Below are 16,373 nucleotides of genomic sequence, written 5' to 3' on the forward strand. Positions count from 1 at the left end.
TCAGGCCCCCGGTGCCTTCGGCGCGGGGATGCCGTACGTCTCGGGCTCCGCCCCGACGCCGTCGTGCCACCGCTCCGCGATCGCGTCGGCGCTCCAGCCGCCGTCGGCGAAGGCGACCGCCTTCTCCGCGGGGTGGGACCACAGCGCGAGGCGGTCACCGCCGACGCCGATGGCCTGCCCGGTGACGTCCCCGGCGGCGTCCGAGGCGAGGAAGGTGATGAGTCCCGCCACGTCCTCCACGGTGCCGAGGCCCTCGTCCTTGCGCAGCCAGTCGGGCAGCGGCGCGCCGGTGCGCTCGGCCTCCTCGATGGCCGGGGCGAACGCCGGGATGGTCTTGGTCATCTCGGTGGCCGCGACCGGGACGACCGCGTTCACGGTGATGCCCGCCCGGGACAGTTCCATGGCCCAGGTGCGGGCCATCGCCACGATGCCGGCCTTCGCGGCGGCGTAGTTGGTCTGGCCGAAGTTGCCGCGCTGGCCGGCGGGGGAGGAGATCAGGACGATGCGGCCGCCCTCGCCCTGCTCCCGCATCCGGACCGCGGCGGCGCGGGCGCACGTGAAGGTGCCGCGCAGGTGGACCTCGACGACCGCGTCGAAGTCGTCGTCGGTCATCTTCCACAGCACCCGGTCGCGCAGGATGCCGGCGTTGGTGACCAGGACGTCCAGCCGCCCGAACTCCCGTACCGCGGTGTCGGTCAGCAGCTGGGCGGCCTCGCTGTCACCCACGGCGGCCACCGCGCCGACCGCTGTGCCGCCGGCCGAGGTGATCGAGGCGACCGCGGCGTCGACCACGCCCGCGTCGATGTCGTTGACGACGACACGAGCTCCGGCCGCGGCGAGGGCCCGGGCGTACGCGAGCCCCAGTCCACGTCCGCTTCCGGTGACGACGGCGGCCTTTCCATGCAGATCCATGACTGCGCCTCTTCCTGTGAGCAGCGGTTCCTACAGGGCGTCACCCACGAGAGAACAACAGGAATCCTGTCGATTGGCTCAGTGTTCTGGTCAACAGGATTCCTGTCAATGACTTAGGGTGGTCGAGACAAGGGCAGGGTGACGGGTCGCCGGTGGAGGCGTGGCGTGACGAAGGCGGCGGGTCCGGTGGCCGAGGGCGGGACGGAGACGGGGCCCTCGCTGCTCTATCTGCTGAAGAGGGCGGAACTCGTCGTCCGGGCCCGGCTGGAGGAACTCCTCAAGCCCGCGGGGGTCACCGCCTTGCAGTACACCGCGCTGACCGTGCTGGAGCGGCATGACGGAGTGTCCGCCGCGCAACTGGCGCGGGACTCGTTCGTCACCGCCCAGTCCATGGCCGACATGGTGCGCGCGCTGGAGAACCGGGGCCTCGTCCGGCGCGAACCCCATCCGCGCAACCGGCGGGAGAAGGTCATCCGGCTCGCCGAGGCCGGGCGTCGGCTGCTGGCCGAATACGCCGAGCCCGCCCGCGAACTGGAAGAGCGCATGGTGCGGGACATCCGGCCCGCCGACGTCGAGCGTTTCCGCAACGCGCTGAAGAGCGCGCACCGGTCGCTGTCCTGACGCGCGGCCGGCGTCGGCCGACATGGCCGTCGCCGCGCCGAAGGCCGCCGTGACCCCGGGCGCGTTCCCCGGCCGCGCGCATGCGCTACGAGCCGGTGCCGGCCGGCCTGACGGCACGGGCCGCCGCCCCCGATGTCGGGCGGTCGTGCGACCGGCAGGCGGGGAAGTGCCGGACGTCCGGGGCGGGACCTAGACTGAACCGGGTGACCGGCGGACACGAAGACGTGGTGATGAGGGACGAGGAGGGCGCCGCGGCGCCCGTGCGACCGCAGTCGTTGATGCTCAGTTTCCTGGGCCTCTACGTCCTGGACCGCGGCAGCGCGGTGTACTCCGGCAGTGTCATCGACGTGTTCGCGCGGATGGGGGTCTCCGAGGAGGCGGTGCGCTCCACCCTGACCCGGATGGTCAAGCGGGACCTGCTGGTCCGCCACCGGCGCGGTCGCCGGATGTACTTCGGGCTCACCCCGCGCTCCAGTGAGGTCCTCCGGGACGGACACGACCGGATCTGGGGCGCCGGCGCCGTCAACCGCGACTGGGACGGGTCGTGGACCCTGGTCGCCTTCTCCATGCCCGAGGCGTGGCACAGCCAGCGGCACGACCTGCGCTCACGTCTGATGTGGGCGGGGTTCGGCTCCCTGCAGAACGGACTGTGGATCGCGCCCGGCCGGATCGACGTCCCCGCCGCGGTCGCCGGGCTGGGTCTGGAGGACCACCTCAACGTGATGTACGCCCACGCGGCGCGGCCGACGGAGGCCGCCCAGTTGATGAGCAGGGCGTTCGACACGGCGAGCATCGCCGCGCGCTACCGCGCCTTCCTCGGCCGGTGGGACCGTCCGCGGCCGGTGCCGGAGGCGTCCGACGACCTCGCCCGGCAACTGCTGCTGCACACGGACTGGCTGCAACTGGTCCGCTCCGATCCCCGGCTGCCGGCGCGGCACCTCCCCGACGACTGGCCCGCGATCCGCGCCGAGCAGGTCTTCCGTACGCTGTCCGCCCGGTACGACGCCTCGGCGAAGGAACTCGCGGACGCCGTGCTCGACACCGTCCCCGCGCGGACGGAGACCGATCGGTGAACGGAGGTCAGCCGGGCGGGAGTCCGGTCGGGTTCTCCAAGGTGTCGAGCAGGCGGATCTGGAAGGCTCCGTCCCGGGCCGCGGGGTGGGGTGCCTGTGTCCGCCTGCGGTACCAGTAGCCGCCGCTGCCGGGAACCATGTCGCGGGTGGCGAGCCGCAGCTGGGCGAGACCGTCGCCGCCCTCCGCCCCTTGGAAGGCCGCCTGGCCACCGGCCGTTGGTCCACCGGTCCCGGCGTCCTCGACGCCCGCGCCCGCACGACGGATGCGACGGCCGAGCCGCGCTTCAATCCGCTGTCACCCGGCCCAGCCCTGGCCCTACGACCTCGCCCGCCCCGGCGGCACCCGGCGCTGACACGACTGGAGACGCCCGGATCGCACCGACCTCATGGCACTGATCCTGGTGACCGGGGCGTCCAGCGGGCTCGGCCGCGACACGGCGCGGGCCCTGCCCGACGAGGAGCACGACGCGGTCGGCCACGTCCGCGATCCCGCCCGCCGCACCGCGTGTCAGGTGTCCGGCGCGCGGATCGTCCGGACCGTCGGCGCCGCCCGTGCGAGTGGAGACCCAGCCGGAGGCGACGGCATGACTGGCGGTCCCGTCCCACCGGTCGGCGAAGGCGAGCGCGAGAGTGGTGACCCACAGCTCGGTGTCGCTGTAGGGCGCCCGGACGCGGCGCGTCGGTACGCGCTCTCGGCGGGCGCGGGAACGAGGGCGTCGCCGGTGGTGTGGAGGGTGAGCTGAGGGCCGGTGAGCCGGCCGGTCAGGACGCTGGTGTCGCGCATCCGGCGGACCGCCTCGCGGTCGGCGGAGATCCGCGGTGTCCGGGCGAGGGGCGGCCAGGCCGGCGGAAGGTGACAGTCCGGCGTCCTAGTACGGCAGCGTACTGGTCGGCTTGCTGGGTGTCCCAGTCGGCGGGCGAGGGCCGGGGCCGGGCGCCCGTGGACCGCTGGGCGGCGGTGACTCCCGTACCGAGGGCGCTCGCGGCCGCCTGGGCCTGGGCCGGGTCGGTGAAGCCGGTGAGGGGGGATGTCCTTTCCGGTCGCCGGCCGGGCCTTCAGCGCGAGGACCGGGCCGAGGGTGTCGTTCCAGTCGGCGACACCGCCTTGCAGCAGTCCGCACATCGACAGGGAGCCGTCGAAACGGCCGGCGTGACATTCGGCGAGCACGGTGGTGACGAGTCCGCCGTACGAGGTCCCGGGAGAGTGTCCGCCGTGCGGTGCCGAACCGCCGTGCCACCGCTGCCTGGGCGGGCAGCGCGCCGGAGGACGGCGGGGCCAAGGCCGGCAGGAAGGTTCTGGCTCTCACCGGGGGGTCCCTTCGGGGGCGGGCGTCGGGGTGCCGGGCACGGAGGCGTCGAGTGTGTTGGTCCGGGTCTCGTTCAGGCGCCATACGGTGAGTGCGGTGATCGCGGCGCCGCAGCACAACAGCAGGGCGACCGGTGTGCCGCCACCGCCGTTCGAGGCGAGGAGGCCGCTCGCGATGAGCGGGGAGAAGCCCGCGCCGATCAGGGTCGCGCTCTGGTAGCCGAGGGAGGCGCCGGTATAGCGGACCCCGGTGCCGAACATCTCGGTGAGCAGGGCGCCGAGCGGTGCGTACATCGTGGACTGGGCGACGCCGTGGCCGAGCACGAGCGCGAGGATCAGCAAGCCGGGGGAGCCGGAGTCCACCAGGGCCAGCACCGGGAAGGCGAGCGCCGCCGAGGCGATCGCTCCGGCCAGCACCACGGGACGCCGTCCGAGCCGGTCGGACAGCGCGGAGGCCGCGGGCAGCGCGAACAGGGCGACGCACGAGGCGGCGGTCACCGCGGTGAGAACCTGCGACCGGCTGTAACCCTGGTCGACGGCGTAGGAGATCATGAAGCTGGACAGCAGTGACTGGGCGGTGAACGCGCCGATGCCCACTCCCGCGGCGCGCAGCACCGCGACCGGGCGGCGCAGCACCTCCACGATCGGCGGCGGCGCGGCAGGCTCCGGCTTCGCCCGTTCGAACAGGGGGCTCTCCGTGACCTTGAGGCGGACGAACAGGCCGACGGCCAGCAGCAGGAGGCTGAGCAGGAACGGCACCCGCCAGCCCCAGGTACGGAAGCTGTCGTCGGGCAGTGCGGACACCAGCGTGACCACGCCGGTGGAAAGGACCGAGCCGAGCGGGGCGCCGAGTGGGTGGCGCTCGACCACAGGCCACGCCGGGAGCCCTGGGCCCGCTCGGCGTGTTCCACGACCATGAGCGTGGCGCCGCCCCACTCGCCGCCGATGGCCAGCCCCTGGATCACGCGCAGGGCGACGAGCAGGACCGGCGCCCACACACCGATCGTGTCGTAGGTCGGGAGCAGACCGATGAGGAAGCTGCCACCGCCCATCAGGGCCATGGTCAGCAGCATCATCGACTTGCGGCCGGTGCGGTCGCCGAAGTGGCCGAAGAGGATACCCCCGAGAGGGCGGGCCACATAGCCGGCGGCGAAGGTGCCGAAGGCCGCGATGGTGCCGACGGCGGGATCGGCGCGGGGGAAGAACAGGTCACCGAAGACGAGGGCGGCGACCGTGCCGTACACGAGGAAGTCGTAGAACTCGACGGCGGTGCCGAGCAGGCCCGACAGGGCCACGCGACGCAACTGCCGGTTGTCGGGCGAGGGCTGACCGGCGGGGGAAGGCGAGGAGGACAGCTGCACGATGGGCTCCTGACGCTGTTGCCGATGGACGAGGAACCTAGGCGGGACTGTCACGACCGTCAATAATCTGCACAACATCAGAGGGTCTCCCCGGCCGGTGAACCCGGGCCGGCCCTCGCCGTCCACACGGCCGAGCCCCGGCTCGCCCTCCGCCGGGGGGCGAGCCTGCCATCCTCCTGGGCCGGGAGGCGGCCCGGGGAGCCGGACGTCCGACCGCCGATCGACCCGCCACCCGCTCGGTCGGCACCGATCGGCGCGGCTGGTCCGTGGCCCGGCCGCCGTGTGCCGGGTCGGCCGCCCAGCCGGCCAGGAGCCGCAGCTGCTCGTCGGAGGGGGCGCCCGGTCCGAAGGCGTTCTTCGTCACCGGTGCCGGACGCGGCAGGGGGCCGCATTTCGCGCAGGAGGCGCACACCGCCGCCGGACATCATGTCGCGGACACGGACCGCCCCGGGCGGGCGCGGCCAACTGCCACCTGGGCCACTTCGAGCGGAACTGTCCCCGCGGCAGTTCCAGGAACAGCTGACCACCGACCTCGTCAGGCCGATGAACGTCACCCGGGCCGTCCCGCCCGTCATGCGCCGCCGGCCGGGGAGTCCGGCGGACCGGTCGCCCGCCGGTCCGCCTGACTGTCCGGGCAGCCGAGGGTTACCCGACCGGAACGGTTTCTTCCGTTCATCCGGGCGGCGGAGACCGCCGCCCCCCCACAAGGCAAGGAGCAGAACTGATGCGTGGTGTCATGATGCACGCCCCCGGCGACGTGCGGGTGGAGGAACGGCAGGACCCGAAGATCGTCGAGCCGACGGACGCGGTGATCCGTCTGTCGGCGAGCTGCGTCTGTGGCTCGGACCTGTGGCCCTACCGCGGTGTCGAGGAGGTCACGAGCGCCGTTCCGATGGGCCACGAGTACGTCGGCGTCGTCGAGGAGGCCGGCGGCGAGGTGACGACCGTCCGGCCCGGCCAGTTCGTGGTCGGCTCCTTCTGGGCCTCCGACAACACCTGTGAGAACTGCCGGGCCGGCTACCAGAGCGCCTGCGTCCACCGCACCCTGATGGGCACGCTCGGCGCACAGGCCGAACGCCTGCGCGTCCCGCTCGCCGACGGTACGCTCGTCGCCACCCCCGACACACCCCCACAGGACCTGGTCCCCAGCCTGCTGGCCGCCTCCGACGTGCTGGGCACCGGCTGGTTCGGGGCCGTCGCGGCGCAGGCCGGGCCGGGCAGGACCGTGGTGGTCGTCGGGGACGGCGCGGTCGGCCTGTGCGCGGTGACCGCCGCCCGGCAACTGGGCGCCGAGCGCATCATCGCGATGAGCCGCCACGAGCCCCGGCAGAGGCTGGCCCGGGAGTTCGGCGCCACCGACATCGTCACCGAGCGCGGCGACGAGGGCGTGGCCCGGATCAAGGACCTCACCGGCGGCCTCGGCGCGCACTCCACCGTCGAGGCGGTGGGCACCGAGCAGTCCATGACCCAGGCCGTCCGCGCCACCCGGCCCGGCGGACACGTGGGCTTCGTCGGCGTCGCCCACGGCGTCGCCCTGCCGATGGAGGAACTCTTCTTCTCCCTCGTCCACCTGCACGGCGGTCCCGCTCCGGTCCGCCAGTACCTGCCCCACCTGATCGACCTCATCTGGAACCGCACGATCGACCCCGGCAAGGTCTTCGACCTCACCCTGCCCCTGGACCAGGCCGCCGAGGGATACCGGGCCATGGACGAACGCCGCGCGATCAAGACGCTGCTGAGCGTCTGAGCCCTTGCTGTGCGTTCCTGGAGCTGTTGACGGCGGCGGCACGGTCGGAAGGGCGTGAGCCGGGACTGTCGTCCGGCTGTCGGCCGGCCGGACACGCACCGGGCGGCGGTTGACCGCCGCGCGCGTCCGGGTAGGCATGATGCCGGGACCGGTGGCGGTGGGCGGCCGGGCATCGTACGAGGAAGGACGGTCAGCGCATGACGGCGTCGGCCCAGCCGCACACCCGTGTCATGGTCGAACTCGGCGAGCGCTCCTACCCCGTGGACATCGGGCCGGGCGTCCGGCACTCGCTGGCCGCGGTCCTCGCCGGGCTCGGTGCGCGGCGGGTGGCGATGGTGTCCGCGCGGCCGGAGGAGTGGCTGCCGGACCCGGGGGTGCCGTCGGTGGTGCTGCGGGCCCGGGACGGCGAGGCGGACAAGACACTGGCGACCGTGGAGGAACTGGGCCGTGCCTTCGTGCGGTTCGGGCTGACCCGTTCCGACGCGGTCGTCTCCTGCGGCGGTGGCACCACCACCGACGTCGTGGGACTGGCCGCCGCGCTGTACCACCGGGGGGTGCCCGTGGTGCACCTGCCGACGTCACTGCTCGCCCAGGTGGACGCCAGCGTGGGCGGCAAGACGGCCGTCAACCTCCCCGAGGGCAAGAACCTGCTGGGCGCCTACTGGCAGCCGGCCGCCGTGCTGTGCGACACCGACCATCTGCGCACGCTGCCCGAGCGGGAGATGCTCAACGGATACGGGGAGATAGCCCGCTGTCACTTCATCGGTGCCGGCGACCTGCGCGGGCTGCCGCTGCCGGAGCAGATCGCGGCGAGCGTGGCACTCAAGGCGTCGGTGGTCGCCGCCGACGAACGGGACTCGGGGCGCCGGCACATCCTCAACTACGGTCACACGCTGGGACACGCCCTGGAGATCGTGACCGACTTCGCGCTGAAGCACGGCGAGGGGGTGGCGGTCGGCACGGTTTTCGCGGGCCGTCTCGCGCTGGCCCTCGGCCGGATCGACGCGGCACGGGCGGCCGAGCACCTTGAGGTGGTGCGCAGTTACGGCCTGCCGACCGCGCTGCCGGCCGGGGCCGACACGCGGCGCCTGATCGAGGTGATGCGGCTGGACAAGAAGGCGACGCACGGGCTGACCTTCGTCCTGGACGGCCCGGACGGCCCCGAGCTGGTGTCCGGGGTGCCCGAGGAGACCGTCGCCTCCGCACTGGCCGGGATGGACCGGACACCGGACTGAACTACCCCGCCGGCAGGCCCCGGGCCAGCAGCACCGCGCCATGCAGGGAGGACAGCCCGCCCAGCAGCGCGGGACGTACCGGGGGCAGCGGGTGCCCGGGGCGTTGCAGGACCGCGGTCCGCTCGGCCACCATCGGCACGAGGTCCGGCACGGCCGCGGCGAAGCCGCCGCCGACGAGGACCAGCGCGGGGCGCGTCAGTTCGCAGATCCCGGCCACGGCCGCGGCGAGCGCGGCGCAGCTCTCCCGCAACGCGGCCACGGCCCACGGCTCGCCGTCGGACACGGCCTGCCGGAAAGCGGTGAACGGCACCTCCGCTCCCCGGTGCCGGGCCGCGCGGCGCAGCGTCGCCGGGCCCGAGGCCGCCGCCTGCACACAGCCGCGCCGTCCGCAGTCGCACAGCGGTCCGTCGCGGTCGACGACGAGGTGGCCGACCTCGCAGGAACCACGCCCCACGCCGGGAACGGGGCGCCCGGCCAGTACGAGACCGCCACCGACACCGGTGCCGACGCCGAGATAGAGGAGGTCCGCGCAGCCGGCCGCGTCCGCCTCGGCGAGGGCGGCCAGGTCACCGTCGTCGGCGCACGCCACCTCGGCGGCACCGAAGAGCGCGGACAGGGCGGCGCCCAGGCCGAACCCGGCCCAGGCGGGGCGGCCCGGCCAGACGGTGACCGTGCCGGCGGCGTCGAGCGTGGCGGGCACGGCGACCCCGACGGCGCGCAGCCCCCGCGGGCGCCCCGCGCACAACTCCCCGGCGTGCCGGGCCAGCAGAGCGAGATCGTCGTCGGGGCGGGAGGCCCGGCCGGCCCACCGGAAGGACGACTCCGCCACGCCACCGTCGTCGTGCTCGACGCGCAACGCCACCTTCGTGCCGCCGATGTCGATGCCCAGCCGCCCGGCGGCTTCGGCGGTCAGGCCGGCACCTTCTCGAGCAGGGCGCGGGCGGCGAGCCGGTACCCCAGCGCGCCGAGCCCGAAGACGACGCCGGACGCCAGCGGCCCGGTCACCGACTCGTGGCGGAACTGCTCACGGGCCCACACATTCGACAGGTGCACTTCGATCCACGGCCGCGGATAGTTCGCCAGGGCGTCACGGAGACCCCAGCCGGCCATCATCAGGGCGGCCGGATTGATGATGGCGCCGACGGTGTCGTAGTTCCCCTGAATGGTGCGGATGATCTCCGCCTCACCGTCGAACTGATAGGAGTCCACTTTCCAGCCGCGCTCCGCGACCTCTGCTCCCACCCAGCGTTCGATGTCCTGCAAGGTATCGGTTCCGTATATCTCGGGCTGGCGGGTTCCGAGTATTCCGAGATTCGGTCCGTTCACCAACAACAGCCTGCTCACAGCGCACCTCACCCGGTTCGTCACGGACTTCCATCTATAGCACGGGCCTCGCGGCGCACGCCCCGCCCGAATGCCCGCCGAATCTCCGGGAGCCGTTTTAAGGGGCTTCTAGGGGGGTGTTGAGGGGGAATGGTGCGGCTGCCGTCGGCCGGTTAGCGTGTTAAAGCGATCTCCTCTGCATATCGCGTCGAGGGAAGTGGGAAAACATGAGCAAAAATATGGGCAAGGGTGTGCGTCTGGAATCCGAGCTGCCCGGCTGGCCGCAGTACGACGACGCGGAACGCGAGGGACTGATACGGGCGCTGGAACAGGGCCAGTGGTGGCGGATCGGCGGCGGCGAGGTGGACGCCTTCGAGACCGAGTTCGCCGCCGCCCACGGCAGTCCGCACGCCCTGGCGGTCACCAACGGCACACACGCGCTGGAACTCGCCCTCGAAGTGCTCGGCGTCGGCGCCGGTTCCGAGGTCATCGTCCCGGCGTTCACCTTCATCTCCTCCTCGCAGGCCGCGCAGCGGCTGGGCGCGGTGGCCGTGCCGGTCGACGTCGACCCGGGTACGTACTGCGTCGACCCGGCGGCGGTCGAGGCCGCGATCGGACCGCGGACCGCGGCCATCATGCCGGTGCACATGGCGGGCCAGATGTGCGACATGGACGCGCTGGGCAAGCTGTCCGCCGACTCGGGCGTACCACTGGTCCAGGACGCGGCCCACGCGCAGGGCGCGCGGTGGCGCGGCCAGCGGGTCGGGGAGCTGGGCTCGGTCGCGGCGTTCAGCTTCCAGAACGGCAAGCTGATGACCGCCGGTGAGGGCGGCGCGGTGCTCTTCCCCGACGCGGAAGGGTACGAGAAGGGCTTCGTGCGGCACAGTTGCGGCCGGCCTCGTACCGACCGCGGCTACTTCCACCGTACGTCCGGTTCCAACTTCCGCCTCAACGAGTTCTCCGCGGCGGTGCTGCGCGCCCAACTCGCCCGGCTCGACGCACAGATCGACACACGCGAGGCACGCTGGCCGGTGCTGAGCCGACTGCTGGCCGAGATCCCCGGCGTCGTCCCGCAGGCCCTCGACGAGCGCGCTGACCGCAATCCGCACTACATGGCGATGTTCCGGGTGCCGGGCATCACCGAGGAGCGGCGCGCACGGGTCGTGGACACCCTCATCGAGCGGGGGCTGCCCGCGTTCGTCGGGTTCCGCGCGGTCTACCGTACCGACGCCTTCTGGGAGGTCGCGGCGCCGGAGCTGAGCGTGGAGGAACTGGCCCGCCGCTGCCCGCACTCCGAGGCACTCACCCGGGACTCCGTGTGGCTGCACCACCGTACGCTGCTGGGCAGCGAGGAGCAGATGCACGAGATCGCCGCCGTCATCGCCGACGTGCTCGCGAGCGCATGAGCGCCCCGTCCCCGGCCCTGCCGCCCGTCCGCACCGCCGTGATCGGCCTGGGCTGGGCCGCCCGCTCGATCTGGCTGCCCCGGCTGCTCGGCAGCCCCGCCTTCACCGTGACCGCCGCCGTCGACCCCGACGAGCGCGGCCGGGCCGCCGTCGCCGGCTCCCAGGGGGCGGACACGGCCGGGCTGTCGGTGCTGGCGGCCGTCGCCGACCTCGACCCCGCCGAGGTGGACCTCGCGGTCGTCGCGGTCCCCAACCACCTGCACTGCGCCGTCGCCTGCGAACTGCTCACCAAGGGCATCCCGGTGTTCCTGGAGAAGCCGGTCTGCCTGACCTCCGAGGAGGCGGAACGGCTGGCCGCCGCCGAACGCGCGGGCGGCACGGTACTGCTGGCCGGCAGCGCGGCCCGCCACCGCGCCGACGTACGCGGCCTGTACCGGGCCGCCGAACGCCTGGGCGAGGTCCGGCACGTCGAACTGGCCTGGGTACGGGCGCGCGGGGTGCCCGACCGGGGCGGCTGGTTCACCCAGCGGTCGCTCGCGGGCGGCGGCGCGCTGGTCGACCTCGGCTGGCACCTCCTCGACATCGCCGTACCGCTGCTGGGCACCGCCGCCTTCCGGCACGCCATCGGCACCGTCTCCGCCGACTTCATCGGCCAGGCGTCCTCCCGGGCCGCCTGGCGCGACGCCGACAACGGTGCCGAAGGCGACGGCGACGCGGCCGGGGGCGGCGGCACCGATGTCGAGGACACCGCGCGCGGCTTCCTCGTCACCGACGACGGCCGGTCCGTCGTCCTGCACGCGAGCTGGGCCTCGCACGAGGCGGTGGACACCACCCGCGTCACCGTCGACGGCAGCGCGGGCAGCGCGACCCTGCGCTGCACCTTCGGTTTCAGCCCCAACCGCCTCGGGGAGTCCGTGCTGACCCGCACCGCCGACGGCACCACGCGCCAGCTCGCCGTGCCCACGGAACGCGTCGGCGCCGAGTACGACCGGCAGCTCGCCCTGCTGCCCGGCCTGTTGCACGACCCGGCCGCACGGGGCCGGGCGATCGGCGAGGCGCGCCGCACCATCGGCGCCATCGAGCGGGTCTACACCTCGGCCCGCACCGTCCAGGAGGTCCGGGAGTCCGCGCCGGTGTGACCGCACCGGTGTGCGCCGTGACCACGTTCCACGGGAGTCCCCGATGAACAGCCAGTCCGTTCCCTTCAGTTCTTCTGTTCCTTCTACTCCTTCTACTCCTTCTGTTCCTTCTGCTCCTCCCCCTTCCGGCGTCACGTCGGTGGTCTTCGACCTCGACGGCGTCCTCGTCGACAGCTTCGCGGTGATGCGCGAGGCGTTCACCCTGGCCTACGCGGAGGTCGTCGGCCCGGGCGAGCCGCCGTTCGAGGAGTACAACCGGCACCTGGGCCGCTACTTCCCCGACATCATGCGCATCATGGGGCTTCCGCTGGAGATGGAGGAACCCTTCGTCCGCGAGAGCTACCGGCTCGCCCACCTGGTGGAGGTGTTCGACGGCGTGCCGGAGCTGCTGGGGGAGCTGCGCCGCCGGGGGGTACGGCTGGCCGTGGCCACCGGCAAGAGCGGCCCGCGGGCCCGTTCGCTGCTGGACACGATCGGTCTCCGCGACCGGTTCGACGCCGTCCTCGGCTCGGACGAGGTGGCGCGGGCCAAGCCGGCGCCCGACATCGTGCTCAAGGCGATGGACCTGCTGGGCGCCGACCCCGGGCGGACGGTGATGGTCGGTGACGCCGTCACCGACCTCGCCAGCGCCCGCGGCGCGGGTGTCACCGCGGTGGCCGCGCTGTGGGGCGAGACGGACGAGGCGACGCTGCTCGCCGCGGACCCCGATGTCGTCCTGCGTCACCCGGCGGAACTCCTGGCGCTGTGCCCGGCGGTGCCGGTGTCCTGACACCCCGGACACGTCGGCGGCGGTGCGGAGGGAGGCCCGAACCGGCAGCCCCGCGCACCGCCGTCACCTGTGCTCACCGGGGAGCGAACTCCACCGGCAGGGACGTCAGGGAGCGGATGAACGGGTTGGGCTTTGCGCCCACCTCGGCGGCCGGTACGGCCAGGCGCAGGTCGGGGAAGCGCCGGAACAGGCTCTCCAGCGCGGTCTGCGCCTCCACGCGGGCCAGCGGTGCGCCGATGCAGTAGTGCACGCCCTGACCGAACTGGAGGTGCATCACGTTGCCCCGCGTGAGGTCCAGCCGCTCTCCGTCGGTGACGTGCGCGGGGTCGCGATGGGCGGCGTCCATGTCCAGCAGCACCTGCTCGCCCGCGGCTATCGTGACGCCGCCGATCTCGACGTCCTCGTTGGCGAAGCGCACGACGAGGACGCCGGGCCCGGCGTGCCGCAGCAGCTCGTCAAGGTTCCGGCCGGCCAGCCCGGGGTCCGCGCGCAGCAGGTCGAGCTGGTCCGGCCGGGTCAGCAGCGAGAAGACGGCGTTGCTGATGAAGCTGCCGGTCAGTTCGTAGCCGGCGATCAGCATCATGCGGGCGGTGGAGACCACCTCGCGGTGGCTGAGCCGGTCGTCCTCGTGCGCCGACATCAGCGCGCTGATCAGGTCGTCCCTGGGGTCCTCGCGCCGCTCCTCGGCCAGGTTCTCCACGTACGACCACAGTTTCGCGGAGGCGTCCGCGGAGCGGGCGGCGGACTCCGGGTCGAAGGGCGGCAGCAGCATCAGGTCGGCCCACTGGTGGAACTCGGTGCGGTCGGCGATGGGCACGCCGAGCAGCTCGCAGATCACCTGCATGGGCAGCGGGACGGCCAGCGCGGAGACCAGGTCCGCCCGGCCGTCGGCGGCGACGGCGTCCAGCAGGCTGTCGGTGATCTCCTGTACGCGCGGCCGCAGGGCCTCCACCCGGCGCGCCGTGAACGCCGTGCCCAGCAGCCGGCGCAGCCGGGTGTGCTCGGGCGGGTTGGTGCCCATCAGCGTGTCCTCGAACAGCCCGCTCACCGGGGTCGTCTGCCCCTGTGAGGCGGCGTAGGCGGCGGCCGGGCTCATCCTGGGATGCGCGAGGCACTCACGTACCTCGTCGAACCGGGACACGAGCCAGGCGGCGGTGCCGTGCATCTCGATCCGCCGCGGCGGGCCGTTCCTGCGCAGTTCCTCGGCGACGCTCTGCGGGTCGAGGATGCGCATCTCTTCTTCCGGTGTCTGAGCCATGGCGTTACGCGATCTCCTCGTGAGTAAGCGGGTCGGTCAGCGGGGTGGGTCAGCGGGGCGGTGAGCGGGTCAGGGGGCAGGGTTGGGGCTGCGGGCGGGGATGACGTAGGCGGGATCGGCTGTGCGGGGCGGTTCGCGCCGGGCCAGGGCGGCGTCGAGGGCGGGCCGCAGCCGGGCGGCCTTCGCCTGCTCGGCGCGCTCGTGCCGCTCCTTGAACTCGGGCATCACCTCGCGGGCGAACAGCTCCAGAGACTCGCAGACATGCTCGTGCCGGGTACCGCCGCCCTGCACCAGGAAGATCGCCTGGTCGAGGCCGGCCTCCTCGTGCTGCCGCAGGAACCGCCGGATCTGCTCCGGGGTGCCCACCGCGCCGCGCGCCGGGTTGCCCAGCGGCATACCGGGCTTGCCGAAGGCGGCCCGGCCCATGCCGTAGCGGTCGCGGTCGCGCTGGAACGTCTCCCACAGCCGGGTCCGGCCGGGGGCGGCGGCGCCGAAACCGGCGTAGAAACCGAGTCCGAAGTTGAAGAACTGGACGCCGTCGGCGCCGCGTTCCACGGCCGTCGCCTCGTCCTGGTGGCAGAACATCGGGATGGTCGCGGAGACCTGCGCGTTGACCGCGAACCCGGCGGGCACGCAGTCCGCGGACTCGATGCCCTCGTAATAGGCGTCGACCCACTTCTTGGTCTCGGCCGGGCCGAAGAAGGAGAAGTTGAGCGCGCCGAGCCCCTTGGCGGCAGCGAGCCGGATGGCATCCCGGTTGCCGCAGGCCATCCACATCGGCGGGTGCGGCTTCTGCCGGGTCTTGGGCAGCACGTTGCGGACCGGCGCCGAGACGTACTTGCCCTCGTACCCGGCGAACGGCTCCTCCACGAACATGCGGGCCACGGCGTCCACCGCCTCCGCCCACTGGTCCCGCTTGACGGCACGCTCCACACCGAACCCTGCCAGCTCGGTGGGGGTGGTGGACTCGCCGGTGCCGAACTCCACGCGTCCCCCGGACAGCAGGTCCAGCGTGGCGATCCGCTCGGCGATCCGCGCGGTCGGGTTGAAACCCGGCGGCATCAGGGCGACGGCGTGCCCGATCCGGATACGGCTGGTGCGCTGGCTGACCGCGCCGAGGAACACCTCCGGCCCGGACATGTGCGAGTACTCCTCCAGGAAGTGGTGCTCGGGACACCACACATGGTCGAAGCCCAGCCGGTCGGCCAGTTCGATCTCCGCCAGCATGTCGTGGAAGAGCCGGTATTCGGAGTCCTCGGTCCAGGGACGGGGCAGCTGGGCACCGTACAACAGGCCGAACTTCATAAGGCATCACTTTCCTCTGCCGGCGGTCGGCCGGGAACGGGGACGGAGGCGTTGCGGGGCGGGCGGGCGACGGCACCGGACGGGTCAGTCGCGGCCTTCCCAGTAGGTGGCGATCACCTCGGCACGCTGTGCGGGGTCGACGAGGACGGAGACCTTCTCGTGGCCGTCCTCGACGGTCGTGAACATGTTGCTGGTGAGGAACACCTGTCCCCGCTCGGTGGCACGTCGGCGCCGGCGCATCGCGGCGAGGATGGCGGGCCCGTTGCCGCCGCCGACGCCCTCCCAGGCGTCGTAGGTCCGGGGCGCGGTGGTGAAACGGTAGGTGGTGCGCCAGTCGTGTCCCAGCGTCTTGGCCTGGAGCACGAGGAACCCGTCCCGTCGCACCAGCCGGAACGCGCAGCCGTACTGCCACTGCGGCTCGTCCTCCACCAGACGCAGCGGCTCGGTGAAGCAGAGCCCGGCGTGTCCGACGTCGGCCAGCCACTCCTCGCCGTCGATCCGGACGAGCATCAGCATGTGCTCCGGGTCGGGCGCGAAGGTGTCACCGGGCAGGTAGGTGCCGCCGCTGAGCACGTCCAGGTCGTAGCCCAGTTCGCGCAGGAGCCGGGCGAACAGGGTGTTCAGCTCCAGGCACATGCCGCCGGCGCCGGTCGGCACGATGGCCTCGAAGGCCTTGTCGACGTCGATGTCCGCCATGTTCACCGCGCTGAGCCGGTGTGTGTGCGCGGTGTCGTAGGGGACGGACGTGAGGTGACTGCGGTGCAGCCGCCGCAGGTTCACCAGGGTGGGCGCGGGTGGCCGGTCGAATCCCAGCCGCGCCAGGTAGGCGTCGGTGCTGAACATGGGCGATCCCCTTCTCGTTCGCTGCGCGCTCGTGTGGCGCTCTCGTGGCGCTCTCGTGGCGCTCGCATCGCGCTC

At 73.0% G+C, this 16,373-nt stretch carries 14 protein-coding genes and 1 pseudogene; 7 read left to right on the forward strand and 8 right to left on the reverse strand.

What is annotated here, in order from left to right; genetic code table 11:
* Positions 1-912 (reverse strand): SDR family oxidoreductase, encoded by a 912-nt coding sequence (locus tag ACZ3IG_RS24675; RefSeq protein WP_467434704.1) that lies wholly within the window; start codon positions 910-912, stop codon positions 1-3.
* A 165-nt stretch (positions 913-1,077) separates the two neighbouring features.
* Between ACZ3IG_RS24675 and ACZ3IG_RS24680 the strand changes: the two genes are divergently transcribed.
* On the forward strand, positions 1,078-1,533 hold the full coding sequence (locus ACZ3IG_RS24680) for a MarR family winged helix-turn-helix transcriptional regulator (protein ID WP_467434706.1): 456 nt from the start codon (positions 1,078-1,080) through the stop codon (positions 1,531-1,533).
* A gap of 203 nt (positions 1,534-1,736) precedes the next feature.
* Positions 1,737-2,606: a PaaX family transcriptional regulator gene (locus ACZ3IG_RS24685; protein ID WP_467434707.1), complete on the forward strand. Its 870-nt coding sequence runs from the start codon at positions 1,737-1,739 to the stop codon at positions 2,604-2,606.
* Between the two features lie 7 nt (positions 2,607-2,613).
* Here ACZ3IG_RS24685 and ACZ3IG_RS24690 read toward each other — a convergent pair whose 3' ends face one another.
* Together ACZ3IG_RS24690 and ACZ3IG_RS24695 are read right to left on the reverse strand one after the other, a co-directional pair.
* Positions 2,614-2,745, reverse strand: a complete 132-nt coding sequence (locus ACZ3IG_RS24690) for a hypothetical protein (RefSeq protein ID WP_467434708.1) — start codon at positions 2,743-2,745, stop codon at positions 2,614-2,616.
* Between the two features lie 1,164 nt (positions 2,746-3,909).
* Positions 3,910-5,216, reverse strand: a pseudogene (locus tag ACZ3IG_RS24695) (MFS transporter).
* Between the two features lie 781 nt (positions 5,217-5,997).
* On the opposite strand from ACZ3IG_RS24695, the gene ACZ3IG_RS24700 reads away from it, so the two are divergent.
* Together ACZ3IG_RS24700 and ACZ3IG_RS24705 are read left to right on the forward strand one after the other, a co-directional pair.
* A complete protein-coding gene (locus ACZ3IG_RS24700) occupies positions 5,998-7,020 on the forward strand; it encodes a zinc-dependent alcohol dehydrogenase family protein (RefSeq protein ID WP_467434710.1) in 1,023 nt (340 codons plus the stop codon).
* Positions 7,021-7,217: 197 nt separating this feature from the next.
* Positions 7,218-8,255 (forward strand): 3-dehydroquinate synthase family protein, encoded by a 1,038-nt coding sequence (locus ACZ3IG_RS24705; protein ID WP_467434711.1) that lies wholly within the window; start codon positions 7,218-7,220, stop codon positions 8,253-8,255.
* A 1-nt stretch (position 8,256) separates the two neighbouring features.
* Here ACZ3IG_RS24705 and ACZ3IG_RS24710 read toward each other — a convergent pair whose 3' ends face one another.
* Both ACZ3IG_RS24710 and ACZ3IG_RS24715 read right to left on the reverse strand, forming a co-directional pair.
* The gene (locus tag ACZ3IG_RS24710) at positions 8,257-9,168 is read right to left on the reverse strand and encodes an ROK family protein (protein ID WP_467434928.1); all 912 of its coding nucleotides are present in this window, start codon (positions 9,166-9,168) and stop codon (positions 8,257-8,259) included.
* The gene (locus tag ACZ3IG_RS24715; RefSeq protein ID WP_215166779.1) at positions 9,165-9,599 is read right to left on the reverse strand and encodes a type II 3-dehydroquinate dehydratase; all 435 of its coding nucleotides are present in this window, start codon (positions 9,597-9,599) and stop codon (positions 9,165-9,167) included. Before ACZ3IG_RS24715 ends, ACZ3IG_RS24710 begins: the two co-directional genes overlap by 4 nt.
* A gap of 218 nt (positions 9,600-9,817) precedes the next feature.
* On the opposite strand from ACZ3IG_RS24715, the gene ACZ3IG_RS24720 reads away from it, so the two are divergent.
* The 3 genes from ACZ3IG_RS24720 to ACZ3IG_RS24730 all read left to right on the forward strand — a co-directional run bounded on the left by ACZ3IG_RS24720 (position 9,818) and on the right by ACZ3IG_RS24730 (position 12,892).
* A complete protein-coding gene (locus tag ACZ3IG_RS24720) occupies positions 9,818-10,984 on the forward strand; it encodes a DegT/DnrJ/EryC1/StrS family aminotransferase (RefSeq protein WP_467434930.1) in 1,167 nt (388 codons plus the stop codon).
* Complete coding sequence (locus ACZ3IG_RS24725; protein WP_467434712.1) at positions 10,981-12,123, forward strand: Gfo/Idh/MocA family protein; 1,143 nt, start codon at positions 10,981-10,983, stop codon at positions 12,121-12,123. The genes ACZ3IG_RS24720 and ACZ3IG_RS24725 overlap by 4 nt, the downstream gene beginning before the upstream one ends.
* Before the next feature lie 139 nt (positions 12,124-12,262).
* Positions 12,263-12,892, forward strand: a complete 630-nt coding sequence (locus ACZ3IG_RS24730) for an HAD-IA family hydrolase (RefSeq protein ID WP_467434714.1) — start codon at positions 12,263-12,265, stop codon at positions 12,890-12,892.
* 73 nt (positions 12,893-12,965) lie between these two features.
* Here the strand turns inward: ACZ3IG_RS24730 and ACZ3IG_RS24735 are convergent, their stop codons facing one another.
* The 3 genes from ACZ3IG_RS24735 to ACZ3IG_RS24745 form a co-directional block, all read right to left on the reverse strand.
* Entirely contained in the window at positions 12,966-14,150 is a 1,185-nt protein-coding gene (locus ACZ3IG_RS24735) for a cytochrome P450 (protein WP_467434715.1), read from the reverse strand.
* A gap of 69 nt (positions 14,151-14,219) precedes the next feature.
* On the reverse strand, positions 14,220-15,455 hold the full coding sequence (locus ACZ3IG_RS24740; protein WP_467434716.1) for an LLM class flavin-dependent oxidoreductase: 1,236 nt from the start codon (positions 15,453-15,455) through the stop codon (positions 14,220-14,222).
* Positions 15,456-15,539: 84 nt separating this feature from the next.
* Positions 15,540-16,298, reverse strand: coding sequence for an arylamine N-acetyltransferase family protein (locus tag ACZ3IG_RS24745; protein WP_467434717.1), 759 nt, complete (start codon positions 16,296-16,298; stop codon positions 15,540-15,542).
* Positions 16,299-16,373: the final 75 nt, after the last annotated feature.

The sequence above is a fragment of the Streptomyces sp. NPDC016677 genome (assembly GCF_055562815.1).